At 37.4% G+C, this 25477-nt stretch carries 26 protein-coding genes and 4 tRNA genes; 17 read left to right on the forward strand and 13 right to left on the reverse strand.

The genetic code is table 11. The features are described from left to right. Positions 1 to 120 precede the first annotated feature (120 nt). From K348_RS0114700 to K348_RS0114745, 10 genes are all read left to right on the forward strand, one after another. Positions 121 to 1194, forward strand: a complete 1074-nt coding sequence (locus K348_RS0114700; RefSeq protein ID WP_029906036.1) for a Gfo/Idh/MocA family protein — start codon at positions 121 to 123, stop codon at positions 1192 to 1194. Between the two features lie 22 nt (positions 1195 to 1216). Beyond that, positions 1217 to 2134, forward strand: a complete 918-nt coding sequence (locus K348_RS0114705; protein ID WP_029906038.1) for a sugar phosphate isomerase/epimerase — start codon at positions 1217 to 1219, stop codon at positions 2132 to 2134. A 97-nt stretch (positions 2135 to 2231) separates the two neighbouring features. Next, a complete protein-coding gene (locus tag K348_RS0114710) occupies positions 2232 to 3617 on the forward strand; it encodes a DUF1080 domain-containing protein (protein ID WP_029906040.1) in 1386 nt (461 codons plus the stop codon). Between the two features lie 193 nt (positions 3618 to 3810). After that, positions 3811 to 4734: a fimbrillin family protein gene (locus K348_RS0114715; protein WP_029906042.1), complete on the forward strand. Its 924-nt coding sequence runs from the start codon at positions 3811 to 3813 to the stop codon at positions 4732 to 4734. 76 nt (positions 4735 to 4810) lie between these two features. Continuing rightward, on the forward strand, positions 4811 to 5671 hold the full coding sequence (locus tag K348_RS0114720; RefSeq protein WP_029906044.1) for a fimbrillin family protein: 861 nt from the start codon (positions 4811 to 4813) through the stop codon (positions 5669 to 5671). Continuing rightward, a complete protein-coding gene (locus K348_RS0114725) occupies positions 5668 to 7572 on the forward strand; it encodes a fimbrillin family protein (protein ID WP_029906046.1) in 1905 nt (634 codons plus the stop codon). Before K348_RS0114720 ends, K348_RS0114725 begins: the two co-directional genes overlap by 4 nt. A gap of 168 nt (positions 7573 to 7740) precedes the next feature. Continuing rightward, on the forward strand, positions 7741 to 9243 hold the full coding sequence (locus K348_RS0114730; RefSeq protein ID WP_029906048.1) for a glutamine synthetase family protein: 1503 nt from the start codon (positions 7741 to 7743) through the stop codon (positions 9241 to 9243). A gap of 234 nt (positions 9244 to 9477) precedes the next feature. Then, positions 9478 to 9750 carry a hypothetical protein gene (locus tag K348_RS0114735; protein WP_029906050.1) on the forward strand — a complete coding sequence of 91 codons (273 nt, stop codon included), beginning with the start codon at positions 9478 to 9480 and terminating at the stop codon, positions 9748 to 9750. Between the two features lie 12 nt (positions 9751 to 9762). Next, a complete protein-coding gene (locus K348_RS19070) occupies positions 9763 to 9933 on the forward strand; it encodes a DUF3008 family protein (RefSeq protein ID WP_081852588.1) in 171 nt (56 codons plus the stop codon). Between the two features lie 250 nt (positions 9934 to 10183). Next, positions 10184 to 10519, forward strand: a complete 336-nt coding sequence (locus tag K348_RS0114745) for a hypothetical protein (RefSeq protein ID WP_029906052.1) — start codon at positions 10184 to 10186, stop codon at positions 10517 to 10519. A 45-nt stretch (positions 10520 to 10564) separates the two neighbouring features. On the opposite strand, the gene K348_RS0114750 is transcribed toward K348_RS0114745, so the two are convergent. The 7 genes from K348_RS0114750 to K348_RS0114780 form a co-directional block, all read right to left on the reverse strand. Beyond that, positions 10565 to 10647: transfer RNA gene (locus K348_RS0114750), tRNA-Leu, on the reverse strand. Between the two features lie 13 nt (positions 10648 to 10660). Further along, positions 10661 to 10733 (reverse strand) — tRNA-Gly (locus tag K348_RS0114755). A 95-nt stretch (positions 10734 to 10828) separates the two neighbouring features. After that, positions 10829 to 11332 (reverse strand): DUF4252 domain-containing protein, encoded by a 504-nt coding sequence (locus K348_RS0114760; protein ID WP_029906054.1) that lies wholly within the window; start codon positions 11330 to 11332, stop codon positions 10829 to 10831. A 241-nt stretch (positions 11333 to 11573) separates the two neighbouring features. Continuing rightward, positions 11574 to 11657 (reverse strand) — tRNA-Leu (locus K348_RS0114765). 38 nt (positions 11658 to 11695) lie between these two features. Further along, positions 11696 to 11768 (reverse strand) — tRNA-Gly (locus tag K348_RS0114770). A gap of 85 nt (positions 11769 to 11853) precedes the next feature. Further along, on the reverse strand, positions 11854 to 12432 hold the full coding sequence (locus tag K348_RS0114775) for a hypothetical protein (RefSeq protein ID WP_029906056.1): 579 nt from the start codon (positions 12430 to 12432) through the stop codon (positions 11854 to 11856). 29 nt (positions 12433 to 12461) lie between these two features. After that, positions 12462 to 13181: an outer membrane beta-barrel protein gene (locus K348_RS0114780; protein WP_029906058.1), complete on the reverse strand. Its 720-nt coding sequence runs from the start codon at positions 13179 to 13181 to the stop codon at positions 12462 to 12464. 162 nt (positions 13182 to 13343) lie between these two features. Here K348_RS0114780 and K348_RS0114790 point away from each other — a divergent pair. Further along, a protein-coding gene (locus K348_RS0114790) for an IS3 family transposase (RefSeq protein ID WP_231496770.1) occupies positions 13344 to 14614 on the forward strand; the annotation gives its coding sequence in 2 pieces (ribosomal slippage) (positions 13344 to 13719 and positions 13719 to 14614; 1272 coding nt in all). A 46-nt stretch (positions 14615 to 14660) separates the two neighbouring features. Here K348_RS0114790 and K348_RS0114795 read toward each other — a convergent pair. The 6 genes from K348_RS0114795 to glpE all read right to left on the reverse strand — a co-directional run bounded on the left by K348_RS0114795 (position 14661) and on the right by glpE (position 20318). Further along, a complete protein-coding gene (locus tag K348_RS0114795) occupies positions 14661 to 15692 on the reverse strand; it encodes a 2-oxoacid:ferredoxin oxidoreductase subunit beta (RefSeq protein WP_029906059.1) in 1032 nt (343 codons plus the stop codon). A 4-nt stretch (positions 15693 to 15696) separates the two neighbouring features. After that, entirely contained in the window at positions 15697 to 17544 is a 1848-nt protein-coding gene (locus K348_RS0114800) for a 2-oxoacid:acceptor oxidoreductase subunit alpha (RefSeq protein ID WP_029906061.1), read from the reverse strand. A 198-nt stretch (positions 17545 to 17742) separates the two neighbouring features. Continuing rightward, complete coding sequence (locus K348_RS0114805; RefSeq protein ID WP_029906063.1) at positions 17743 to 18405, reverse strand: hypothetical protein; 663 nt, start codon at positions 18403 to 18405, stop codon at positions 17743 to 17745. A 100-nt stretch (positions 18406 to 18505) separates the two neighbouring features. Then, positions 18506 to 19171, reverse strand: coding sequence for a hypothetical protein (locus K348_RS0114810; protein ID WP_029906065.1), 666 nt, complete (start codon positions 19169 to 19171; stop codon positions 18506 to 18508). A 33-nt stretch (positions 19172 to 19204) separates the two neighbouring features. After that, positions 19205 to 19855, reverse strand: coding sequence for a hypothetical protein (locus K348_RS0114815; protein WP_029906067.1), 651 nt, complete (start codon positions 19853 to 19855; stop codon positions 19205 to 19207). Positions 19856 to 20024: 169 nt separating this feature from the next. Beyond that, positions 20025 to 20318, reverse strand: a complete 294-nt coding sequence (gene glpE / locus K348_RS0114820; protein WP_029906069.1) for a thiosulfate sulfurtransferase GlpE — start codon at positions 20316 to 20318, stop codon at positions 20025 to 20027. Positions 20319 to 20533: 215 nt separating this feature from the next. Here glpE and metA point away from each other — a divergent pair, with 215 nt between their 5' ends. The 6 genes from metA to hisH all read left to right on the forward strand — a co-directional run bounded on the left by metA (position 20534) and on the right by hisH (position 25473). Further along, positions 20534 to 21481 (forward strand): homoserine O-succinyltransferase, encoded by a 948-nt coding sequence (metA, locus tag K348_RS0114830; RefSeq protein ID WP_029906071.1) that lies wholly within the window; start codon positions 20534 to 20536, stop codon positions 21479 to 21481. Positions 21482 to 21487: 6 nt separating this feature from the next. Then, positions 21488 to 22048 carry a cysteine hydrolase family protein gene (locus tag K348_RS0114835; RefSeq protein ID WP_029906073.1) on the forward strand — a complete coding sequence of 187 codons (561 nt, stop codon included), beginning with the start codon at positions 21488 to 21490 and terminating at the stop codon, positions 22046 to 22048. Then, positions 22045 to 23877, forward strand: coding sequence for a U32 family peptidase (locus K348_RS0114840; RefSeq protein ID WP_029906075.1), 1833 nt, complete (start codon positions 22045 to 22047; stop codon positions 23875 to 23877). Before K348_RS0114835 ends, K348_RS0114840 begins: the two co-directional genes overlap by 4 nt. A gap of 66 nt (positions 23878 to 23943) precedes the next feature. Then, a complete protein-coding gene (locus K348_RS0114845) occupies positions 23944 to 24360 on the forward strand; it encodes a VanZ family protein (protein WP_029906076.1) in 417 nt (138 codons plus the stop codon). Beyond that, on the forward strand, positions 24357 to 24878 hold the full coding sequence (locus K348_RS0114850) for a TlpA disulfide reductase family protein (protein WP_029906079.1): 522 nt from the start codon (positions 24357 to 24359) through the stop codon (positions 24876 to 24878). Before K348_RS0114845 ends, K348_RS0114850 begins: the two co-directional genes overlap by 4 nt. 1 nt (position 24879) lies before the next feature. Further along, on the forward strand, positions 24880 to 25473 hold the full coding sequence (hisH, locus tag K348_RS0114855; RefSeq protein WP_029906081.1) for an imidazole glycerol phosphate synthase subunit HisH: 594 nt from the start codon (positions 24880 to 24882) through the stop codon (positions 25471 to 25473). The last annotated feature ends 4 nt before the right edge of the window (positions 25474 to 25477 follow it).

The following is a 25477-nucleotide window of genomic DNA, read 5'->3' on the forward strand; positions in this document are numbered from 1 at the left end:
GTAATAAGGGAATGACCGCAGTAATTTTTATCATGAAAAAACATTCATAAGTTACATTTCAAGTCCGGATTATTCCCACAGCTAGAAAATTTGATAAACCAATCTTATATCATTAGAAAAATGAATTCTTTAATTAAAGTCGGGTTAATAGGCTTCGGCAGAATGGGCCGGTTCTATTTTGATGAAATGCAGAAAAGCGGACGGTGGAGCATCGCTTATATCTGCGATACAAATCCAAAATCACGTGAATTAGCTAAAAAAATTTCTCCCGGAACGAAAGTAGTAGAGAACGAAAATGAAATATTTAACGATCCTGAAGTTCAAGTCGTAGGCTTGTTTGCCCTTGCCAATTCACGGAAAGAACAAATAGAAAAAGCAATCAAAGGTGGTAAACACGTCATATCGGAAAAACCAATAGCCGACACAGTAGTTCGGGAATGGGCAGCCGTATATATTGCAGAAAATACCCAGCTTTTTACTACAGTGAATCTTTATCTGCGCAACTCATGGTATCATAACTTCATAAAGAAATATATTTCGCAGGGTGAGATAGGCGAACTGGCTATTATTCGTGTATGTCATCTTACTCCGGGACTGGCTCCGGGAGAAGGACATGAATATGAAGGCCCGTCTTTCCACGATTGCGGTATGCATTATGTAGATATCGCCCGTTGGTATGCAGGATGTAATTTTAAGACATGGAATGCTCAGGCCGTACGTATGTGGGATTATAAAGACCCGTGGTGGCTTCAATGTCACGGAACATTCGAAAATGGGGTAGTATTTGATATTACACAGGGGCATGTTTACGGACAACTGTCAAAAGATCAGACGCACAATTCTTATATAGATATTATCGGAACAAAAGGTATAGCCCGTATGACGCATGATTTCAAAACAGCTGTAGTAGAGATTCATGGCGTTAACCAGACTATCAGGGAAGAAAGACCTTTCGGCGGAAAGAATATAGATGTATTGTGTGACTTGTTTGCCGATTCTATCGAATCCGGTGTGCGTCATCCAAATCTGCCAACACTGAAAGACTCCGCTATCGCATCCGAGTATGCATGGGAGTTCCTTGAAAATGCAAAAGGGAACGATCTGCCTGCAATAGGTGATATGCAGACCCTAGAAAAGATAATCGAACGCAGGAGAACTATGAAAAACGGATACGGCTTACTACAGCATACTTAAAGAACCAATAAATAAACATATAATGAGAAACAAATTATTTTTTGCGGTAATATTCGCATGCATTACTTTCTTATCTCCTGTAGCTGTTTTGGCTCAGAATAAAGGAAAGGGGAAAAAAGATATAGCTATTCAGCTTTATTCTGTAAGAGAAAGGATAAAAAGCGATGCTAATGAACCGGGCAAGTCCAATAGCGGATACATAGCGGTATTAAAGTTGCTTGGAGCAACAGGATATACGGCAGTTGAAGCAGCCGGCTATAATAACGGCATGTTTTACAACCGTACTCCTGAAGAATTTAAGAAAGATGTAGAATCTGCGGGCATGAAAGTTTTATCATCTCATTGTACTAAAGGGTTATCTGCTGAAGAATTAGCTTCCGGAGATTTTACCGAATCGTTGAAATGGTGGGATACTGCTATTAAGGCGCACAAGGCAGCCGGAATGAAATATATCGTAACTCCGTGGCTGGAAATACCTAAAACAGTGAAAGACTTAAAAACATATTGCGACTACTACAATCAGGTGGGCAAAATGTGTAAAGAATATGGATTACAATACGGATATCATAATCATGCTCATGAATATGAAAAGGTAGAAGATCAGGTGAAAATGTTAGACTATATGATAGAAAATACAAATCCTGAATATGTTTTTATTGAAATGGATGTGTATTGGACTGTTATAGGTAAGAGTAGCCCTGTAGATTATTTTAAGAAATATCCGGGCAGATTCAAAATGCTCCATATCAAAGACCATAGGGAAATCGGTCAGAGTGGAATGGTAGGCTTTGATGCAATATTCAAAAATGCTGATACAGCTGGAGTAAAAGATATCGTAGTAGAATTTGAAGGATATACTACTTCTATAGAAGATTGCCTTAAAATAAGCAATGATTATTTACAGCAAGCGCCTTTCGTTAAGACTTCTTACGCTAAATAATATATTTGTACAGGAAGCAGAGGTATTTCGTTCACCAGACATACAGCCTTTGCTTCCTGTTTTTTGCATAAAACAAGCATCTGTAATAATAAAAACTATGAATAAGGCTTTCGCTATATTAATCTGCCTTTGCTCATTCTTTCTTTCTTCTTGCGATTCCTCGAAGAGTAAAGATCTATTCAATGGATTTGCAAATAAATACTGGGACACATCAGGCAATGTCACTATGAAAGACAGCATCTTTTCTCTAAAAGGGGAGCAATCTTATGCTGTATTGAAAAACGCCGAATACCAAGATTTCGATCTGTGCATGGATTTACGTACCACAACAGGCGGAAAAGGATATATCGCTTTCCATACCGATTCTGAAGGTAAGGGACACCGTGTTGCGATCAATAATGACAGGCTCGACCCTGTTTGGTGGAGAATGACTGGCAGCCTTATGTCGGTTCGTAATCTAACAAAAAGTTTTGTGAAAGAAAATGAATGGTTTAAGATGAACATTCGCGTTGAAGGTCAATCGGTAACAGTAAGGATAAATGACGAGCCGGTTGTTGAATATATCGAGCCTTCACGACCTTTCAGAACAGAGAAAAATATACGCTCAATTCTTTCTCAGGGAACATTTTCATTAGTTAGTACAGGATTAGGCGCCATACAATTTAAAAATATCCATGTAGAAGCATTGGATAGGAAAATTATAAACATTCCTGCCCAACTTGAAGTTGCTAAAGATGAGCAATCAGATGATATTATTCGTCTGCATCAGGAAGATTTTCCTGTACTTGATTATCACGTACATCTGAAAGGTGGACTGACAAAAGAAAATGCTGCAAAACAATCGCGTAAACTGGGAATTAATTATGCCATAGCACCTAATTGCGGCATAGGCTTCCCGATCACCGATGATAAAGGAATATACGATTTTCTTAAAACCATGCGTACAGAGCCGTTTATTTTGGCTATGCAGGCAGAAGGAAGGGAATGGCTAACTACTTTTTCGCAGGAAGCACGTGATGAATTTGATTTCGTATTTACCGATGCATTGACATTTACAGACAAAAAAGGACGTCGGACTCGTCTTTGGATTAAAGAAGAAACATGGATAGAGAATGAGCAGGAATATATGGATATGATTGTAGATAAAATATGTGATGTATTGCAGGAACCGGTCGATATATATGTAAATCCTTGTTTCCTACCTGAGCCTATGGATCAACGTTATGATGAATTCTGGACGGAAGCACGAATGGATAAATTTGTTGATGCATTGGCAAAGAGCGGTAAAGCATTGGAAATAAATGAACTTTACCAGATACCGAACAAAGCAATTATAATGAAGGCCAAAGCCGCAGGCGTAAAATTCACTTTCGGATCGAATAATGTAACGCCGGAAGTGAGTAAACTCGAATACAGTATCTATATGAAAAATGAATGTGGACTGACGGCAAGTGATATGTATAAACCGAAAATAAAAATATAGGATTGGTCAATTCTATTGTTTTCCATATGTAAGAAAGTTCTAAGAGTTTAGTTAATGAAAAATGAAGCCTCCTTCCGATCGAAGTGGGCTTTATTCTTTTTTGTACCAGTTTGATTCTAAACAAAAGCAATGCCTAAGGTGTTAATTATGTGAATTGTAATTGATTTATAAACTTCAGTAAACTAAGCAAAATATGAAGAAGATTTTTGTTCTATCTATATTGGCAATTCTCTTTGCGGCATGTTCCAGCGATGATGATGACAATCTGGATAACCAGTTGGTACCTATTTCCTTAAATAGTAAATTAGTAGTCGAACCGAGAGAAACCCGTCAGGATACACAGATAGCGGCAGGTCAGCAGGTAAGTTTCTTTGTAACTAAGGCAGGCAATGCAGCAGATATAGTATATAATAATGCTATTCTTACAGCAGACGGCAGTGGAAATTTTACCTATTCTTATGGCAGTGAAAATACATTGTATTATCCTTTGGATAATTCAAAGGTAGATTTTTATGCGATTCATCCTTACTCGGTTAATAACAGTTTATCCAATACTTTAGGTTTTGAGGTGAAACAGAACCAGTCCCTTATCACTGACTTCCTTAATTCGGATTTGCTTTATACAAAGAGCGAAGAGGTTGAGAAATCAACAAGAGCAATTGGCCTGATTTTTGCACATAAATTATCGAAGATAACATTTGAAGTAATACAAGGCCCCGGAGGAGATTTGACACAGTTAAATGCAATTGAGATACTGAATGTGGAAAGTCAGATAAACATGAGTCTGTCAGACGGCGTATTGTCTGCTTCTACCTCTTCTCCTACAACAATCAATCCATATGGAGTGCGTGCCGGTACTTCCGGTGAAACGACTGTGACAGGTATATCCGCAATAATAGTACCTCAATTATTTTCTTCGGCAGTAGGTAAACCATTATTCCGATTTACACTTGGGGCTACAAATTTCCTTTATACACCTTCTGCTGATATAAATTTTGAAACGGGAAAGAAGTATAATTACCGGATAACTATAAGGGATAACGGTCTGAGTGTTACTTCTAAAATTGAGGATTGGCTTGCTACTGACGATACAGAAGGAGAAGGTACACCTGAATAAATATATTACATATAATGATCATGGGTGAAAGATAATGCAATCTTTTGCCTGTGATTATTTAAAATATTGATTTGATATGAAAATAAACTGGTTAGTCTTGTCTCTTGGTATATTATTACTGGCTGGCTGTACATCGGACGATTGTGATTCCGATCCGCAGAAACTTGTATTGAATATATCTATAGAAAGTACGAGAATAGCCAAGGAGGAATTTAACCAAGGAGACAATATAGGCTTATATTTGGTTGATTATGCCAATGGCTCTCCCGGAATATTGGGTAATGCATCCACTGCCCGTGCGACTAATATAAAATATACTTATGATAATTCCTTTTGGTATGCAGAGCCCGGAAAAGATATTTTCCTGGAAGATAATTACAGTGATTTGTATGTATATTATCCATATGATGAAGAGATGAGCAGCGCTTCCGGTAAAACTGATCTTACAGCTTATCCCTTTTCTATTCAACCCGACCAAAGAATATCTTCCGAGGAAAATGATTTTTTATGGGGGAAAACCGAACAGCTTTCTGCTTCCAACAACCGGGCAATAATTATTTTCCGGCATTTGATGAGCCGATGTGAAATCAATCTGAAGTTCAATGATGCTCAGGAAATCACATGGGAACCCGATTTGACAATTTACAATACAAAAACAAATGCGACAATAAATTTACGGGTAGGTTCTGTAACTCCGGTTTCAGGAACAGAAGCAATAAAGCCATTTGTAAACCTGAATACAAAACCGGGATTTGATATTACCTATAATGCGATTATTTTACCACAAACAATACCTTCCGGTACACCTTTATTTACGGTGAACAACGGAACGGAAATTTTACAATATGTGACCGAAACGGAAATTGTAATAAAGCCTCAAAGCCTCTATACATTTAACCTGACAGTTGGTGACGCAACTATAAACAGAAGATTATGATTGGAATAAAAAATATACCCATATATATATTATTGGTCTCCGCTGTCTTGTTCTGGAGTTGTTCGAATGATGACGATGATGACAGGCAGCCGGAAACAGAATATATTACCTTATTTCCGAAGGTAGAACATTCTCCGGCACGTATAAGCGGGAATAATTTCGATACAGGAGATAAGATAGGAGTATTTGTAGTGCCATATACAGATGAAGCCGGTACTATACCGGGTGACATAGGCACATCGAATTATGCTGTAAATGTAGAACATACATACAACGGTACAAGCTGGCTGACAAATAACGGTATCAAAATTCCTTGGCCTAATCCTGAGCGGAATGTTGATATATTTTCTTATTATCCTTATATGGACGGATTCGGGAGCCCCGATCCACATGCAGCTGAGTTCTCTGTTCAGGCAGACCAGCGGACACAAGCCGGATATACAAATAGTGACTTCCTTTGGTCTGAGGTAACTTCCGTAGCTCCGACAAGAGATCCTATAGACCTGCTATTTTCACATAAGCTGAGCAAAGTCAGGATCAACGTCCGGTCTATAATCAATATTTCGGATGAGGACTTTCAGTCTGCAATAGTCAGTATATTGAATTTGAAAGATAAATCAATCATTGACCTTTCTACAGGTAGAGTAACTGTCTCCGAACAAGATACACGTCCCAAAATATTTACATACCGTCATTCCAGTGCGGCTTTGGGCTATAGTATGAGTGCTGAAGCTATTGTTATTCCGCAAACCGTTGCGAGTGGTAGCCCTTTTATTCGTGTAGATTTTCCTACGACCGGAACGCGATATAATTATTCACCTACGAATATAATTGAACTGGAATCAGGAAAAGAGCGTACTTTTAATATTACAATTACAAGTACGGGAATTTCCGTAGCAGTCGGTGAAATTACTGATTGGGAACCATCTGATGTAATTCATGGTGAAATAGGGAAGCCTTTACCGAAAGTAGTCGATTTAGCAGACATCGACTGGAATCAATCTCTTGTATACAGAGTATATGACAATGGTATACCATTGGCGGAGATAAGCAGGGAATATGTATATAGGACCGGTACGGTAGACTATCCGGCTATAGTTGTATATAAAATTGGCAGCGATGGGCTTCCTGTTCGTACTAATGCATTAATTGCCCGTGTTTATAATCGTAACCGTAATATGTCGACAAATGAATATGATCTTAATACGGCAAATGTGCATGGCGGTTCGGTATCATTCAATACCAGTAATGCTATCAGTTCATATACGGCTGGTGGACGTGCACTGATAAATAAAGTAGAAATAACCGAAACTGGAATTAGTATAGCCAATGATAACGCAATCAGTATATTGGCTTTATCTCCGTATGTCCTGCATGATGTTGACAACAATGAATATTCGATAGTCAAGGTAAGCAATCAGTACTGGATGTCGGAAAATCTGAAAACAGAGCATTACCGTGATGGCTCAGATCTTACGTACTATTATTACAATAATGATATTACGAATAAAGAAATTTACGGAGGACTTTATACATGGGCTGTTGCAACAGATGCAAGAGGCATCTGCCCTGATGGCTGGCATGTACCTGTCAATAATGATTTTGTTACTATATATGAATATCTCAGACCGGATGCCGGAGGTAAGATGAAAGCAAATACATTATGGAGTAATCTGAATAATAATAACAATGTGAGTGGCTTTACCGGATTGCCAGGAGGGCGACGTACAAATACTGGTGTTTTCAACGAGATACGTCAATATGGCCAGTGGTGGACATCAACAGCTACAAGTACGACTGATGCTTACAGATTATATCTCGATTACGGCAATGTGGCAATGCACAATGTAACGTTGGCTAAGACATATACACAGTCTATACGCTGTGTGAGAGATAATTAATATTGATCCTTCTTTTAAAGGAAAATGATATAAAGTATAGAAGCGATATTCCAAAGGGTATTGCTTTTTTATTTAGATATTCCGGCTTTTTAGTATGCCTGTTCGTGTCTAATTATTATATTCGTAGTTTTGATTTAAAATTAACTAAACCAATAACACTTAACAGCTATGGAAACAGAACCAAAAATGTACACTAAACCATTGACAGAAGCAATAGGAAAACCGGCATCGGAATTAACAAAGGCAGATATCATTAAATACATTGAAGAGAACGATGTGAAGATGGTAAATTTTATGTATCCGGCTGCTGATGGTCGATTAAAGACATTGAACTTTGTTGTCAACGATAGCGAGTACCTGGATATTATTCTATCTTATGGTGAGAGGGTCGACGGTTCAAGTTTGTTTCCTTTCATAGAAGCCGGAAGTAGCGATTTATATGTTGTACCCCGTTTTCGTACTGCTTTTATAGATCCATTCTCGGAATTGCCGACCATGTGCTTTTTATGTTCATACTTCAATAAAGACGGCGATCGCCTTGATAATTCTCCGGAATATACGCTGCATAAAGCGTCTAAAGCTTTTACAGAGGTGACAGGAATGACTTTCGAAGCGATGGGAGAACTGGAATATTATGTAATATCTGATGACGATGAAGCTTTTGCAGCCACCGATCAGAAAGGTTACCATGAATCGGGTCCATTTGCAAAATATAATCAATTTCGCATGATGTGTATGCAATATATTGCACAGACAGGCGGGCAAGTCAAATACGGGCATTCCGAAGTAGGGAACTTTACACAAGATGGCAAGATCTATGAGCAAAACGAGATCGAATTCTTACCGACCAATGCAGAAGATGCTGCCGATCAGTTAGTTTTGGCAAAATGGATAATCCGGAATCTTGCTTATGAGTATGGAGTAGACGTTACTTTTGCACCTAAAATTACTGTAGGAAAAGCAGGGTCAGGGATGCATGTCCATATGCAGATAATGAAAGACGGTAAGAACCAGATGCTTGAAAATGGTGTATTGTCCAAAACCGCAAAAAAAGCTATCGCAGGAATGATGCTTTTGGCTCCGTCAATTACCGCATTCGGCAATACCAATCCAAGTTCGTACTTAAGGTTAGTTCCTAATCAGGAAGCGCCTACCAGTGTCTGCTGGGGTGACCGCAACAGATCGGTACTAGTCCGTGTGCCATTAGGATGGACATCAAAGAAAGATATGTCATCTCAAGTAAACCCTTTAGAAAAACCTATTGACGTTAGCAGCTTACAGAAACAAACCGTAGAAATGCGTTCGCCTGACGGGTCGGCAGATGTTTATCAGTTGTTGGCAGGGCTTGCGGTAGCCTGCCGCATTGGTTTTGAACGGCGGGATGCATTGGAAATAGCTGAGCGCACATATGTGAATGTCAATATACATCGTGCCGAATATAAAGAGCAGACCGCTAACCTTGAACATTTACCTGACAGTTGTATGGCCTCAGCTGAGAAATTGCGGGAACAGCGTGCCGCATACGAAGAGTTTAACGTTTTCAGTCCGGGATTTATAGATGGTATAATAAACAAGCTGGAATCTTATAACGACGCTTCTTTGCGGGAGGAACTGGAGAATAATTCAGGAAAAATGCAGGAGTTGGTGAAAACTTATTTTTATTGCGGATAATTTAAAAGCTTTTTAATAAGATTGAAACTTACTAATTAAAATAATGTGAATTTATTAAAATAGACCTCCCATTTAGGAAGTCTATTTTTTTATTATATAGTAAATTATCTCAAAGTCATTTATATGGATTGTATTGATTTTGAAAGAGATATGTAATTATTTAGATTATAATCAAACCTTTGATTTGAAATTATTGTTAACTAAATAATTGTAATCACTTTAAAAAATATCAATATGGAAGTAAATGGAAAATTGACTATTGCTTGCGAAAGGTGCGGGAAAACTTATGATTTTCTGAAAGAAGACGTAAAGTTCATTGAAACAGAAAAGACTAATGATGAAGGTGAGTCCGTTTGGGAATTGAAGTATGATTGCTTAAGATGTAAGAATTCGATAAGTATTAAGTATCAAATTGCTATTTCAAAGGATGGGAAAATAGAAAAGAAAAACCTTGATATTCAGGGTGCGAAAGTTATAGAAGACAGCTTCGAATTTATTAATCAGTAATAATTAGATATTATGCCTGCAAAAAGTGAGAAACAAAGACGGTTGATGGGTGCTGCCCTTTCTTATAAAAGAGGAGAGAATAAGAAGCCCAGTGAAGAAGTGAAAAAAGTAGCAGATGGTATGAGTGAAAATCAACTTGAGGATATGGCATCGAAACCTACTGCGAAAAAGAAGAGTAAATAGGATTAAAGTTGTTTAATATAAAAGCCCTTGAAAGATAATCTTTCAGGGGCTTTTATATGGGTTTCACCATTCGCAAAATCAAAATTTGTATTTTTGTAATATTATAATGGGGAACTGAGGATATATTATGCAATAAGAAACGAATATATCTCTATTATAAATCAAACATCCTATTTTAGATAGAATCATTGATGATAAATTTGATTCTTAATTAAAGAAATAATAAAAACTAATATTGACTTTTTAAGTTATGGAAAAGATAAATATATTATGGACTACTGATAATAAAGATACTATATTTAATATGATCTCTATGTATGCTATCAATTCTAAAAAAAGAGGTTGGTGGAAAGAAGTCAATGTTATCTTATGGGGTGCTTCCGTAAAACTTGTAGGAAATGATACACAGGTTCAAACAGAAGTTTTGGAAATGCTGCAAAATGGAATATCGGTGGAAGCCTGTAAGGATTGTTGTGATAATTTTAACGTTTCGGAGGTTTTACTAAAAATGGGCGTAAATGTAAGATATATGAGGCAGTTCTTGACTGAATATCTGAAGAATAATGAAAAATTAATTACAATATAAATTAAAAGCGACAAATTAAAGATTTCTTTAATTTGTCGCTCTCGGTGCGCATGAAGGGACTCGAACCCCCACGACCGTAGGTCACTGCCACCTGAAGACAGCGCGGCTACCAATTACGCCACATGCGCCTTTATTTTTTCGAGCGAAAAACGGGGCTCGAACCCGCGACCCCGACCTTGGGAAGGTCGTGCTCTACCAACTGAGCTACTTTCGCAATTGGTGGTGTAAAATTAATACATTTTTTGAATATCCTGTATATTAAATGAAATTTATTCGCACTACAGCAAGGAAAATATTTATAAACAATGATTATTTTCTTTCTGTCATTTTTTGTATATCATCAGGTTTGAATTCTCCCAACAATCTCACAATGGTGCATTTTCTTTTTGTGTCATTGTAGTCATTTCCTGTGAAGTAAGAAGTTATCATGATAAAGTCTGAAATTAGGCTCTCGTCTTTTGCTGATTTTTTTGTATAAATAATTATATCTCTATTGTCTACATTCATCTTTAGCGTCAAATCATAGCCTTGTGTACTTGCTATTCCTTCTGCATCAGTTTTCATAAAATTACCTGAAATAAAGGGCTTTGTGGTTTTGTCGTTCGTGTAAATTTCTACCTGTTCAAGAGAATTATTCAATTCGTTAATATTTATAGATCCAATCTGCATATCTGGAGTCATATTCAACATCGATTTTGTAATAAATGTAGTGGCAATGGTATTTTCCTGCAGCCAGTTCTTAAACGGAGTATTTTGAGAGAAAAGTACTGAACTAAAACAGAGAAACAGGGCGATTAAGATTTTTGTTTTCATAAAATAAAGTATTAATCAGATATTGGGCATTTTAAATATAATAGCAAGATAAATAAAGATTATTATATAATCGTCATTTTTATTGCAGTTAATACTCTTTTTACTGGAAAAATCAACTGTGACCTATAAGGTGTCCGCAATAATTTTTATAGAAAAGGTTTATAGAAGAATATTAAATCGTAGAAGATGTATTCCAAGTCATAAAAAATAAAAAAGGACTCCAATTCCTTGAAATCCTTTGTGCGCACGACGAGATTTGAACTCACACACCGTTACCGGCACTACCCCCTCAAAGTAGCGTGTCTACCAATTCCACCACGTGCGCCTACTTTTAAACAAAAAATGTGACCTTTGTCACATTAGAGCGAAAGACGGGATTCGAACCCGCGACCCCGACCTTGGCAAGGTCGTGCTCTACCAACTGAGCTACTTTCGCGTTAGCGTCTGCAAATATATAACCATTTTTTATTTTATCAAAATTTTTGGTCACTACTATTTCAAAATATTTGCAGTTGCCCGTGTCATAGATCAGTATCTATATACATATCTGTAGTTAGTTGGTTTATCTTATCGTTCTTTTCTTTCTTTTCCTGAAATTTTTTCATTGTTTTGCCTGGTGAAGCATCACTGTATTCATTGTTAACTTCAGTTTCATCTTCTATAGATACTATTTCCCCTTTGTTTTTAGCAATCAGTTTCAGGAAGTTTTTCTTTTCTTTTTCGTGCTTCTTTGAGTTTTTATCTAAAGGAGAGAGTTTAATGCGGGCTTTTAAGGCTCCCATTTTGGCCTGAGCATCTATTACATAGACTTTTCCAGCTTCCAGATTAGCTTCCACATAGTCGGTATTCTCGCTTTTGCCAATAAATACATGATAGCCGGGTTCACATTCATAAGCAACGAATTTTCCGGGTTTTAATTTTCCGACCAATTCTTCTCCGTCATATATGGAAAAATTTATTAATGCTCCGACAGAGGATGTCCTTATAAAGTATACCATACTTTTTCCTTCTGCTGGTTTTATTATTTCGACCTGAGGTTCCTGAGCAAGAGAAGCTAAGGAAAAGGATAATAAAACGAAAAATAAAAGATGTTTGATCATGGTAAAATTCTTTTTAGTTTCGAAATAGTTTATTTTGAAGCACGAAAGCTAACATAAGCAGTTACCATAAAGTTGGATAAGCTCAATCGATCCTTTTGTCCGAAATCTTTTCCTGAAACGGTTCCTCCTCCTGCAGATAATTTCAATCCTAATCCAATATAGTGATTAATATTATAATCTCCCGAAATGGATGCGTATGAACCAAAAGCTGTTTTATTCATAGTATAAATGCCTCCATCCATATTTGCCTCGTCTTTGAAGAATACGGGGCCTATACCCATACTCATATATAAAGTAAAGGTTTCACCTAAGTTGTAACGAAGGTTTGCAGTAGGCCCGACATAGATAAAAGTTGTATGTTCTTTCGCATTATTTATTAGAATATCTCCACTGGTGAGAATACCCGACCCACTTGCTGTCTGCCGGTTATAATAGATGTTGAGTCCCAATCCAAAATGTTCTTTAAAAAAGTATTGCCCTTCCATATCGATATTAAACCCGTTTTTTAATTCATCTGTAATTTTATCTACAGCAGCATCCCCTGTTCTTAATGTTTTACCCAGCCGATGGGCATAACCGCCTCCTACCGCAAACCGAAAATCCCGATAGACAATAGCATCGTCTACTTTTTGATTATCAGAACTTTTTCTAACGGTTCTTCTTACCGATTGTGAATTTTCCTGGGCATGCAAAGGAAATAATACTCCAGCTAATAATGATAGCAAGAGTGTGTAGATTGCTTTTTTCATAGGTTAATTTTGTTAATGTTACTTCATCTCCGGATTAAAACGTAAATATATCATATTTATGTTAATGTTATAATGAAACGAAAAAAACTGCTCAATTGTATTTTGAACAGTTTTTTTTATTTGTCCCGTCCTAAAATAGGTTTACAACAAAAACAACTTATTATGGAACATCAAGAAAATGAGTATTATGTCAAACGTACTCAAAAAGACTACAGCCTATCTTTTAAACTTCAAGTGGTTCAAGAAATTGAATCCCGAGAGCTCAACTTAACTCAAGCAGCTCTCAAGTATGGCATTCAATCAACCAGCACAATTCGCACTTGGCTCAGAAAATTTGGTACCTTAGACCGAGAATTACAAGTCAAATTTACTATGGAAAAGACTCCTGAACAACGGTTAATGGAACTGGAAGCTAAAGTTCGTCTGCTTGAAAAGCAAAAGGCGAGTTTAGAGAAGCAGCTTGAATTTCAACAGGATAAGGCAATCATGTTTGATATTATGATCGACATAGCCGAAAAAGAGTTTAATATTCCCGTCCGAAAAAAGTCTGTACCCGAAGCATCGAACGCTTCAAAGAAGAAAGGACAGCAACCATGATTTATTCATGTGATGTCTTCGGGATCAGCCGACAGGCTTATTATAAACGAGTTGACAGAGCTAAGCAGAAACAAGCTTATGGCGAGTATGTTATATCCAAAGTTCAGGATGTTCGAGTGGCTATGCCCAGACTTGGAACTCGCAAATTATATTACCTGTTGGGTTCTTCTTTGAATATTGGCAGAGATAAACTATTCAGTATCCTCAGGGCCAATAAAATGTTAATAAGTCCTGTTCGGTCATATACCAAGACTACTATGTCAAAACATTGGCTACATAAACATCCCAACCTGTTAAAGGATATGATTGTCTATCGCCCCGAACAGGTTTTTGTGAGTGATATAACCTATATTAAATCAAAACAAAAGACACATTATCTGTCTTTGATTACTGATGCCTGTTCCAGAAAAATAGTTGGATATCATCTAAGTAATGATTTGGGTGCACAAAGTGTATCTAAAGCTCTGAAAATGGCGATAAAGACTAGAGTTTACCATAACCCTTTGATTCATCACTCTGATAGGGGATTACAATATTGCTCTGAATTATATCAGAAAATATTAGCTAAGAATAAAATTACTCCATCGATGACTGATGGCTATGATTGCTATCAAAATGCACTGGCTGAGAGAATTAATGGAATACTAAAACATGAGTTCTTATTTACAAAATGCAATAACTATCAGCAATTAAGCCTGTTAATTAAACAATCTATTGATATTTATAACAATAAAAGACCACATTTGGCTCTGAATATGAAAACGCCTAACTTTATCCATCTGAAACAAAAAACCAATGAACATAAATCCATCGGTTCTTATACTATTTTAATATAAATCCTGTAAACCTATTTTAGGACGGGACAAAAGATATAAAATTATGTCATTTTACTTCCCAGACATCTTTTGTCATCAAATAGTCTCTGAGTTTTCGTACCGGATTTTTTGCCTGTACCTCTTTTATCTGGTCTTCCACACTCTGATCGTAAGTCAATGCTTCGACATCTCTGATAACTCCCAAAGCTAATGGTAAGCCGTTTTCGGGTGACATCATTCCAAGTTTCATATGTAGGGTATTATCAATTGATTTTGCATCATGTATCAGAATATCATCTATTGTATAGCCGTTCTGGCCGATAATGACATCTTTTAATTGCCATCCATCCATAACGAGACCTTTGTCCTTATTGGCTCCAAACAGCATTTTTTCACCATGCTTTAGTAGTATTGTACGTTCGGCTCTCCATGCCTTATCCACAATATTATCGTGGATAGCATCATTAAAAATGACACAATTCTGAAGAATTTCTACAACCGATGCTCCTTTGTGCCTCGCTGCCAGTGTTAATATCTCAGTAGTATTTGCAAGATCAACATCTATACCACGTGCAAAGAAGTTTCCTCGTGCACCCAGCGTTAGCTCTACCGGACGAAACGGATCTTCTACTGTACCATAAGGTGAGGATTTGGAGATAAATCCTCTGTCGGATGTCGGCGAGAACTGACCTTTAGTCAATCCGTAAATCTTATTGTTTAGCAATAATATATTTATATCTACATTCCGGCGAACAGCATGTATAAAGTGGTTGCCTCCGATAGCCAGACAGTCTCCGTCTCCTGTTGCCAGCCAAACAGATAATTCGGGTTTGGCTGTTTTTACCCCTGTGGCTACAGCTGCACCCCGACCATGTATGGTATGAAAACCGTACGTATTCATATAGTATGGCAATCGCGAAGAACAACCGATACCGGATATAACTGCGGTTTTATGAGGTAAAATGCCAAGTTCTGCCATTGCCTTATAAAGGCAGTTGAGAAGAGCATGGTCACCGCATCCGGGGCACCAGCGTACATATTGATCACTCTTATAATCTTTGGCCGAATGTGTCGGGGCCATTTTAAAATTTGTATCCATCTGTTTATTCTCCTAATTTCAGTGTGAATGCTTCTATAAGGTCTGACACAGCAAAAGGCTGTCCTTCAACCTTATTGTAACGGGATACTGCTAATCCCGGTATTTTTTCTGTTAGGTAACCGGCTAGTTGTCCGTTGTTTTGCTCGGCTACAATTATTTTTTTGAATTTACTCAACACTGCGGCTGTATTTCTTGGCAGCGGACTGATAAAATGAAAATGAGCATAAGCAACTTTTTGTCCTGCTTCGTTCATTTTTTCTACCGCTTCGCGTAGATGTCCGTATGTGCCGCCCCAGCCTATTACGAGTAAGTCGGCATCTTCTCCTCCGATTAATTCTAGTTGAGGAATGTAATCGGCAATCTTATCTACTTTTGCTTGACGTGTATCTACCATTTTCTGGTGATTCGCAGCATCGGTGGATATTGCACCTGTGTTGTAATCTTTTTCAAGTCCACCAATACGATGGGTATAGCCTTCGAGTCCGGCTTCTGCCCAATAACGCGCCATTGTCTCATCGTCGCGTAGTGCGCTCCGCCATTCATTGCCTTTATATTGACTTACGTCGTGAGGTACGATTGGAGGATATTTATCGAGGTCCGGTATTCGCCATGCCGATGATCCGTTTGCAATATATCCGTCTGTCAGTAGTATAACCGGAGTTATATGCTCAAGTGCTATCTTCGATGCCCAATATGCCATATCAAAACAGTCGGTAGGACTTGCAGCAGCCATTACTACCAGCGGACTTTCCCCGTTTCTTCCGTAAAGAGCCTGTCGAAGATCGGTCTGCTCTGTTTTTGTGGGTAGTCCTGTGGATGGACCTCCACGCTGAACGTCAATAACTACTAAAGGTAATTCTGCCATTACGGCCAGTCCGATAGCTTCGCCTTTAAGTGCAAGCCCAGGCCCGGAGGTAGATGTAGCAGCTAGGCTTCCGGCAAAGCTGGCACCTATGGCTGTACATACTCCTGCAATTTCATCTTCGACCTGAATGGCTTTAACACCTAGCTGTTTAAACTTTGTAAGTTCATGTAGTATATCGGTAGCCGGTGTAATCGGATAAGAACCTAAGAAAAGTGGTTTCCCTGAATTTTCAGATGCAGCAATTAATCCGTATGCGGCAGCCGTGTTGCCGTTTACGTCTATATAAAAGCCTTTATCGACATTTACTGTTTCTACACGATATGATGATATGGTAGTATCCGTATTTTGCCCGTAATTGAATCCGTCGGCAAGCACTTTGAGATTAGCTTCCACTAATATCGGTTTTTTTCCAAATTTAGCTGTCAACATATGATTAGCTACGTCTAACGGCCTGTTGAATAACCAGCAAACCAATCCTAAGGCAAACATATTCTTGCTTCTCAGGCGCGATTTCATATCCATATCCATTCCTTCCAGACTGTTTTTGGTCAAGGAGGTTATAGGTACAGAAATTATTTGCTGCGTAGTGAGGCCCAATTCATTAAAAGGTTCTTCGGTTGTGAATAATGCCTTTTCCAAGTCTCTTTTTGCAAAAGAATCGGTATCGATAACTATTACCGAATCTTTTTTCAAAAATTTCGCATTTACTTTCAGAGCCGCAGGATTCATTGCTACAAGAACATCTGTCTTGTCGCCTGAATTGTAAATCTGATTTCCTAAATGTACCTGAAAACCCGAAACACCGGAAAGCGTTCCTTGAGGAGCCCTGATCTCAGCCGGATAATCGGGAAAGGTAGAAATTTGATTTCCGAAGATTGCGGAAAGGTTTGAAAAAATGGTTCCGGTTAATTGCATTCCATCTCCGGAATCACCTGAAAAACGTATGACTATGTCCTTTACGTCCTTAATTTTTACTGTGTTTTGCATTTACTTATTCTATAATAACAGATAGTATATTTAATCTTAATAAAGGAAAAAGTATCCACAAATATAAGAACTTATTTTGACAAAAAATATCAAAATGATACTTTTTTTGCGACAAAATCTTGTCAAGTTAAAATGAATGGTGGCATTTTTCTTTAATTATTCATTTTAACGAAATAATTGTAAAATAAAAATTATTATTTAATTCAATAGTTCACAATAAGCAATAATTTTCTTTATATCTTCTATATTATCGAATTTTATATCTTCGTCTTTTGCATATTTTTTAATGCTTTCTCCATGACCTTTATATAATTTTGCCAAGTCATTTGCTGAAGTAAAACGTTTAAAGCGATTTTTTATTTTGAGATAATATGAATTATTAGGTAATGTATCAAATTCTTTATCTACCCTGAGCATGTATGTGTCACCGTACTCATCTGTTATCCGACTAACATTGTCAATAGATGATACAGTTGATTTTGTTCCATATCCGGTGTTTTTTCCTTTTGATTGCAAAGTTGAACGCCATTGGATATAAAAAACAGAATTATTGCCGGCATTTACTCTCTCGTAAAATACACCATTTTTTACATGTTCAAAGGATTTATCACCAATTTTTGCTATTACAATATTTTCTGGATTTGCCACTTCCATTGTCACACTATCCTGCGACACGAAAAATAGTTTTTCCTTCAACGTATTGTAATTGAAAAAGGTTTCGGCAGCACTTCCATTCCTAAATACAGTTCTTCCTTTTTGAAATTCGTCAAAAAGGTATCCTTGCTTTGTCTGACCAAAAGAATATGATATAGAAATAACAAACAGCAAGAGTGGTAAAAGTGATTTTTGTTTTACTGACATAGTAGCTGATTTTTAGATTGTAAATAATTATATAACAAATATAGTTAAGAAATTCTAAATCCAAAGCGCTTTTTATCCATCTCGATTATAATTGGTCCATTTAGTACAATTGTTCGCAATATGCAATAATTCTTTTTATATCTTGGGGATGATCAAACTTAATGTTTTCGTCCTTTGCATATTTCTTAATGGATTTTTCATGACCTTTAAAAAATTTTGCGAGGTCATTAACCGATGAAAGACGCTTAAAAGTTTTCTTTACTTTAAGAAAATATGCATTATCAGGAGTAATAGTATAATCATGGTCTTTCTTTAGTTTTATAACATTGCCGCTAGGACTGTATATATGGCTGATGTTACTGATGTTTCCTGTGGGTGAATCAGTTCCGTACGGGCCTTTTCTAGTTTCTGATAACATAGTCTTTCGCCATCGAATATAAAATACAGAACTTTTTCCGGCGCTTACCCTTTCGTATAAAACTCCGTTCTTTATATGTTCAAAAGTTCTGTCATCGACTTTCAAAAATACGACCGTTTCGGGATGGATAAGTTCCATAACAGTGCTATCTTCAGATAAATACAATAATTTTTCTGCAACCATATTATAATTGAAGAGACGTTCTGCCGTTTTTCCGTCAGTAAACATTACCTTCCCTTTTTGAAATTGGTCAAAAAGACATTCTTTATCAATCGTCTGCCCTAAAGAATACGAAATAGAAACAATCAATAACAAGAGCAAAAAAAGTAATTTTTGTTTTACTGACATACAAGCAGGTTTTAATTTAAGGTAGAGTATAATTCAATAGAATTGTCCACAATATGCGACAATCTTTGCCACATTCTGCGGATCATCGAAGTTGATATTTTCATCTTTTGCATATTGTTTTATCTGTTCTTCATGACCTTTAAATAGTGAAGCGAGTGCATTGACAGAACCAAAACGTTTAAATTTATTTTTTATATTAATATAGTATGCATTTTGCGGCTTTACTTCAAAATCCTCTTTTATCTTTATTTTATGTGTTTGCAGATCTGTAGTAAGATGACTTATATGCTGTACTCCGGAAGTATTTTGAGTACCACCGTAAGCACCTTGTTTACCTTTCGAAACAACGGTTGATCGCCATTGTATATATAGATCAGTGTCACCTGCTTTCACTTTTTCGTAAAATGTATTGCCTTTTATATGTTCAAAAATCCTGTCACCTATACTCACGTATGCAACAATATCAGGCTTAACGAGTTCCATAACAGTCGTATCTGAAAGAAATAAAATCTTTTCGTTGACCGAGTTGTAATTAAAAAGTGCTTCTGATGACGCTCCAGCTTTGTATACAACTTTTCCTTTTGTAAATTCATCAAATAAGTAAGCCTTGGTGGCGCTTATTTGTGCAGATAATACCACAGGCAGAACTAGGCAAAGAGCTAAAATCGTGAGTTTGATCTTCATAATTCTGAAATTGAGGTGTGGTTAAACTTTAAAATATACGGAAGAACTGAATATAAAAGTAATATTTTTATTCATATTACTTCCCTTTGTTTTGATAAAACGCGTGTTTTTCTTCTGGTTCGACTTTTATTATTATAAATATATTCTTAAAATTTTAGAATTACGATAATTATTTTCCCCATCCCTCATAACCTCCGTCAATACTGTATACCTCCGAAAATCCCTGCTGAACAAGAAAGTCAGCAATGGCCTGACTACTATTCCCATGATAACACATTACCATTATAGGTGTTATTTTATTCGTGCTGATTACAAATAACGGTAAAGATTCCTGAGGGAGATGGATGGCGCCCCTGATATGCCCTTCAATGAAACTATCGGAATCCCTTATATCTACAAGTATTGTTTCAGGATCATTAAGCTTTTCTTTAGCTTGGTTGAACGAAATTCTTTTAAAGGCCATAATAGTGGAAAGTTATATATTAAAAAAACTTTTTGTGGGGAAGTTTGCCCCGGACATTAAATCAAAGGTAGTAATTAAAATTTTATATTTTACAAATAAAGTTTTCCAATTAGCAGGAGTGAACTTGGTTAATATGTGTTGAGTGCCAAAAATTACTATCTTTTTACTGTTATTTTTATAACTTTGCATACTTATTTTGAATAAAGTTATAGACGATGCCAGTAAATATACCTAACAATCTTCCGGCAATAGAACTTCTGAAAAAAGAGAACATCTTTGTAATGAATCAACTCAGGGCAAAAGAACAGGATATACGTCCGCTTCGTGTACTTGTTCTTAATCTGATGCCAATAAAAATTACGACGGAAACTGATCTTATAAGGCTATTGTCAAACAATCCTTTGCAGGTAGAGGTCGAGTTTCTCAAACTGGAGACACATGTGTCGAAGAATACGTCGGAAGAGCATCTCGAAATGTTCTATAAGAATTTCAGTGAGGTAAAGGAAGATTTTTATGACGGCATGATAATAACCGGCGCGCCGGTGGAAATGCTTGAATACAAGGAGGTGACATACTGGCCGGAAGTTTCTTCGATCTTCGATTGGGCACGCACCCATGTAACATCTACTTTGTATATATGTTGGGCTGCACAGGCTGCATTATATCATTTCTACGGAGTGAAAAAGTATCCACTTCCGGAGAAAATGTTCGGTATATTCAAGCACATTGTACACGATAAAAAGTTTCCTCTGTTCAGGGGATTCGACGATGAATTCTATATTCCACATAGCAGGCATACAACCATCACACGGGAAGATATCCTGCGGCATGATGAATTAAGAATACTTTCCGAGTCCGACGATTCGGGTGTAGGTATAGTAGCTTCACGAGGGGGACGTGAATTCTATCTGACAGGTCATTCCGAATATGCACCATATACGCTTCACAACGAATATGTGAGGGATGTGGAAAAGGGGCTGCCAATAAAGATTCCTCTGAATTATTATAAAAACAATAATCCTGACAATCAGCCAGTAGTACGCTGGTCGGGACATGGGAATTTGCTATTCAACAATTGGCTCAACTACTTTGTCTATCAGGAAACACCTTACGACAAAACGAAAATCAGGGATTTGGGTGAGATAAAGCCTGTAAATGAATAAATTAAGATGAAAAAAGCATTAATCATAATAGATATTCAGAACGATTATTTCGAAGGTGGAAGAAAAACGCTGGTCGGTGCAGACAAAGCCAGTCTGAATGCAAAAGCTGTTTTGCACGATTGCAGAAAGGATAATATTCCTGTAATACACGTCCAGCATATTAACGACAGGGAGGGAGCCCGTTTTTTTCTGCCGGGAACGACTGGAATCGATATTCATGAGAATGTGAAGCCGATAGATGGTGAGAAAATCATTATCAAGCATTGGCCTAACAGTTTCAGGGAAACCGAACTCTTGGCATATCTCAACTCTCTAGAAATCAAAGAACTTGTCATCTGTGGTATGATGACGCATATGTGCATCGATACTACTGTGCGTGCAGCAAATGACCTTGGTTTTATCAATCTTCTGATAGGCGATGCCTGCGCTACGCTCGATTTGGAGATTGAGGGAAGAAAGATTAATGCCGCGAATGTTCATTATGCATTTCTCGCTGCTCTAAATGGCAGTTTTGCAAAGGTAGTAACTGCCGAAGAGTATCTAAACAAAACCTACCTGTACAGTTGATAAAAGCCCGGAAAATAGAATTACTCGCTCCGGCCAAAAATCTGGAGTGCGGTATCGAAGCCATTAATCATGGAGCGGATGCCGTATACATCGGTGCGCCGAAATTCAGTGCCCGTGCCGCCGCCGGAAATACATTGGAGGATATAAAGACGCTGGCTGCATATGCACATCAATATAATGCAAAGGTATATGTTGCACTGAATACTATTCTTACAGATAATGAATTGAATGATGCAGAAAAATTAATCTGGCAACTATATAATGAAGCAAATGTAGATGCCATGATTATTCAGGATATGGGTATCACCATGCTCGATCTGCCACCGATAGCCTTACACGCAAGTACGCAGATGGACAACCGCGGACCGGATAAGGTAAAATTCATGGAAGATGCCGGATTCCGCCAAATTGTATTGCCGCGCGAATTAACTGTAGATGAAATCCGGGAAATATCCGAACAGATAAAAACTCCACTGGAAGTCTTTGTACATGGAGCATTATGTGTTTCTTACAGCGGACATTGCTATTTGAGTCAGGTTCTGTCGGGACGCAGTGCAAATAAAGGTGCATGCGCCCAATATTGTCGCCTGCCATACACTTTGGAGGATGCAGACGGCGAAGAAATTCTGCAAAAAAAGCATCTTCTGTCAATGAAAGATTTGAATCTGTCTGATAATCTGGAAGAATTACTGGAGGCAGGAGCCAGTTCATTAAAAATAGAAGGACGGCTAAAGAATGTCACTTATGTAAAAAATATAGTGGCTTATTACCGCCTGAAACTGGATGCTATATTCAGGAAACATCCGCAATACATACATTCTTCATCGGGTACGGCTACTTATACATTCGAACCGGATGTAAATAAGAGTTTCAATCGTGGTTTTACCAAATATTTCCATGACGGACGAAGTAATAATATATGGTCGATCGATTCTCCCAAATCTATTGGAGAGCCTATTGGAAAAATAACAGATATCACTACGAGGTATATAAAAATCAACAGCACTAAAAAGATACACAATGGCGACGGCCTGTGTTATTTCAATAATAAGAAAGAGCTGGAAGGCATACATGTAAACCGTGTTGAAGGGGAATTGATTTTTCCTGCCACTGTTCCTGATATAAAGAAAGGAACATTTATATATCGTAATTATGACCATGAATTTGAAAAGCTATTGTCGAAAAAATCTGCCGAACGAAAGATAAATACAACAATAGATATTGATGAGATTCCATTCGGTTTCTCATTGCAGATTACAGATGAAGATGATAATTACGCCGTCCTCAATTTCGAAACCGAAAAGCAACCTGCTCAAAAAGACCAGACGGATAATATAAAAAATAATCTGAGTAAAACGGGAACTACTGTTTTCAAAGTGGAACAGATAAATATCAATTTCTCTAACAGTTGGTTTATACCTGCATCCGTACTTTCTGAATGGCGGAGGCAATTGACAGATAAATTACTATCGGTAAGGAAAATCCGCTATTGTCAGGATATCGTTTCACATAAACAAACCACTCATCCTTTCCCCGTAAAGAATATTACTTATCTTGGGAACGTGATGAATGAGAAAAGTAAACAATTTTATGAGCAACATCAATCGACAGTTGTTGAGCCTGCTTTTGAAAAGAAAGGACAGGCAGGTGTCCCGTTGATGTTTACCCGCCATTGCATTAAACAATCACTCGGATGGTGCCCTAAGGAAAGTAACGAAAAACACCCGTATAAGGAACCTTTCTTTTTGGTATATAATAATACGAAACTGCGACTATCTTTCGATTGTAAGAACTGCGAAATGAAAGTATTTAACGAATCCGGTTCTTAATAATATACATATTGATATTTTCTGTATCTTTGAGGCTATATTGAAAATATTCAATATTTTCATACTATGTTTAAGAGAATTATAAGGTATACCTGGCCCCCCGCAGTTATAGCTGTTATTATTTTTTACCTATGCTGCCTTATTCCGGTAAATGACATTCCGGAAGTAGGGTTTGAGTTCTTTATACCTACCGACAAACTCGTCCATTTTCTGATGTATTTCGGATTGGCGGGTGTAGCATCTATTAATTATATCTATTATAAAAAAGGACATATAATTATCCTGAAACTTATCGTTTTCGCCATTCTTATACCAATAGTATACGGTGGACTGATAGAGATAATACAGGCTGAATATTTCCCCGAAAGAAGCGGCGACTGGTATGATTTTCTGGCCGATGTGCTCGGAGCGCTGGCGTCGTTACCGGTATCGCTTTGGTTCAGACGTTTTATGTTAAACAGACAATTGCAAGAAGAAGTATGAAGAAGATTTCATTTATCCTGTTTTTAATATTTTTATCCGCAAATATATTTGCTCAGGAGGAGAATTACCAATATAAAGTAAAAGTGGGCGATATGGCTCCCGATTTTGAAATGAGCCTAACATCCGGTGAAAAAGTAAACCTTTCCTCACTCAAGGGGAAAGTTGTTATGCTGCAATTTACCGCCAGCTGGTGTGGAGTATGCCGCAGAGAAATGCCGTATATAGAAAAGCAAATCTGGAAAAAACATAAAGATAATCCCGATTTTGCCCTTTATGGTATCGACAGGGAAGAACCAGTCGAAACCGTTCTGAAATTTGCAAAGGCTACAGGTGTTACTTATCCTATCGGTTTAGACCCTGATGCTGGTATTTTCCATACATATGCTGAGGAGGGAGCGGGTATAACCCGAAATATTATAATCGATAAGGAAGGGAAAATCGTGATGCTGACCCGCCTTTTCAAAATGGAAGAATTTAATGAAATGGTAAAGGTTATAGACTCTTTACTCGAAAAATAAGATGAATATTGTAATAATAAAGTACAACGCGGGAAATATATTTTCAGTAGAGCATGCCTTTAAGCGTTTAGGCATACAAGCTACAGTAACAGGCGATAAAGAGTTGATAAAAAAAGCGGATAAGGTAGTTTTTCCGGGAGTTGGGGAAGCCAGTTCTACCATGAGTTATCTGCGACAAACAGGCTTGGATAAGCTTATTCCCGACCTGAAGCAACCGGTATTAGGCATCTGTCTTGGTATGCAACTGATGTGTGCCTATTCCGAAGAAGGTGATGTCGATTGCCTGAATATATTCGATGCGGAAGTAAAACGATTTGCCCCCCAAAAGCACGAAGATAAAGTGCCACATATGGGTTGGAATACAATTTCTGATGTGAAAAGTAAAATATTCGACAACTCTCTTGAGAACCAGTTTGTTTATTTTGTACATAGCTACTATGTAGCAACAAGTGGAGATACGGCTGCTACTACCGATTATATACATCCGTTCAGCGCAGCATTGCATAAGGATAATTTTTATGCTACACAGTTCCATCCCGAGAAGAGTGGAAGCGTGGGCGAAAGAATATTAAAGAACTTTTTATCAAATACTTAAATAA

This window comes from Prevotella sp. 10(H) (genome assembly GCF_000711235.1).
In the GTDB taxonomy this organism is placed as follows: Bacteria; Bacteroidota; Bacteroidia; order Bacteroidales; family Dysgonomonadaceae; genus Dysgonomonas.

Coding starts and splice junctions, on each gene's coding strand:
- K348_RS0114700 (WP_029906036.1), top strand. CDS start 121: ATGAATTCTTTAATTAAAGTCGGGTTAATAGGCTTCGGCAGAATGGGC.
- K348_RS0114705 (WP_029906038.1), top strand. CDS start 1,217: ATGAGAAACAAATTATTTTTTGCGGTAATATTCGCATGCATTACTTTC.
- K348_RS0114710 (WP_029906040.1), top strand. CDS start 2,232: ATGAATAAGGCTTTCGCTATATTAATCTGCCTTTGCTCATTCTTTCTT.
- K348_RS0114715 (WP_029906042.1), top strand. CDS start 3,811: ATGAAGAAGATTTTTGTTCTATCTATATTGGCAATTCTCTTTGCGGCA.
- K348_RS0114720 (WP_029906044.1), top strand. CDS start 4,811: ATGAAAATAAACTGGTTAGTCTTGTCTCTTGGTATATTATTACTGGCT.
- K348_RS0114725 (WP_029906046.1), top strand. CDS start 5,668: ATGATTGGAATAAAAAATATACCCATATATATATTATTGGTCTCCGCT.
- K348_RS0114730 (WP_029906048.1), top strand. CDS start 7,741: ATGGAAACAGAACCAAAAATGTACACTAAACCATTGACAGAAGCAATA.
- K348_RS0114735 (WP_029906050.1), top strand. CDS start 9,478: ATGGAAGTAAATGGAAAATTGACTATTGCTTGCGAAAGGTGCGGGAAA.
- K348_RS19070 (WP_081852588.1), top strand. CDS start 9,763: ATGCCTGCAAAAAGTGAGAAACAAAGACGGTTGATGGGTGCTGCCCTT.
- K348_RS0114745 (WP_029906052.1), top strand. CDS start 10,184: ATGGAAAAGATAAATATATTATGGACTACTGATAATAAAGATACTATA.
- K348_RS0114760 (WP_029906054.1), bottom strand. CDS start 11,332: ATGAAAACAAAAATCTTAATCGCCCTGTTTCTCTGTTTTAGTTCAGTA.
- K348_RS0114775 (WP_029906056.1), bottom strand. CDS start 12,432: ATGATCAAACATCTTTTATTTTTCGTTTTATTATCCTTTTCCTTAGCT.
- K348_RS0114780 (WP_029906058.1), bottom strand. CDS start 13,181: ATGAAAAAAGCAATCTACACACTCTTGCTATCATTATTAGCTGGAGTA.
- K348_RS0114795 (WP_029906059.1), bottom strand. CDS start 15,692: ATGGATACAAATTTTAAAATGGCCCCGACACATTCGGCCAAAGATTAT.
- K348_RS0114800 (WP_029906061.1), bottom strand. CDS start 17,544: ATGCAAAACACAGTAAAAATTAAGGACGTAAAGGACATAGTCATACGT.
- K348_RS0114805 (WP_029906063.1), bottom strand. CDS start 18,405: ATGTCAGTAAAACAAAAATCACTTTTACCACTCTTGCTGTTTGTTATT.
- K348_RS0114810 (WP_029906065.1), bottom strand. CDS start 19,171: ATGTCAGTAAAACAAAAATTACTTTTTTTGCTCTTGTTATTGATTGTT.
- K348_RS0114815 (WP_029906067.1), bottom strand. CDS start 19,855: ATGAAGATCAAACTCACGATTTTAGCTCTTTGCCTAGTTCTGCCTGTG.
- glpE (WP_029906069.1), bottom strand. CDS start 20,318: ATGGCCTTTAAAAGAATTTCGTTCAACCAAGCTAAAGAAAAGCTTAAT.
- metA (WP_029906071.1), top strand. CDS start 20,534: ATGCCAGTAAATATACCTAACAATCTTCCGGCAATAGAACTTCTGAAA.
- K348_RS0114835 (WP_029906073.1), top strand. CDS start 21,488: ATGAAAAAAGCATTAATCATAATAGATATTCAGAACGATTATTTCGAA.
- K348_RS0114845 (WP_029906076.1), top strand. CDS start 23,944: ATGTTTAAGAGAATTATAAGGTATACCTGGCCCCCCGCAGTTATAGCT.
- K348_RS0114850 (WP_029906079.1), top strand. CDS start 24,357: ATGAAGAAGATTTCATTTATCCTGTTTTTAATATTTTTATCCGCAAAT.
- hisH (WP_029906081.1), top strand. CDS start 24,880: ATGAATATTGTAATAATAAAGTACAACGCGGGAAATATATTTTCAGTA.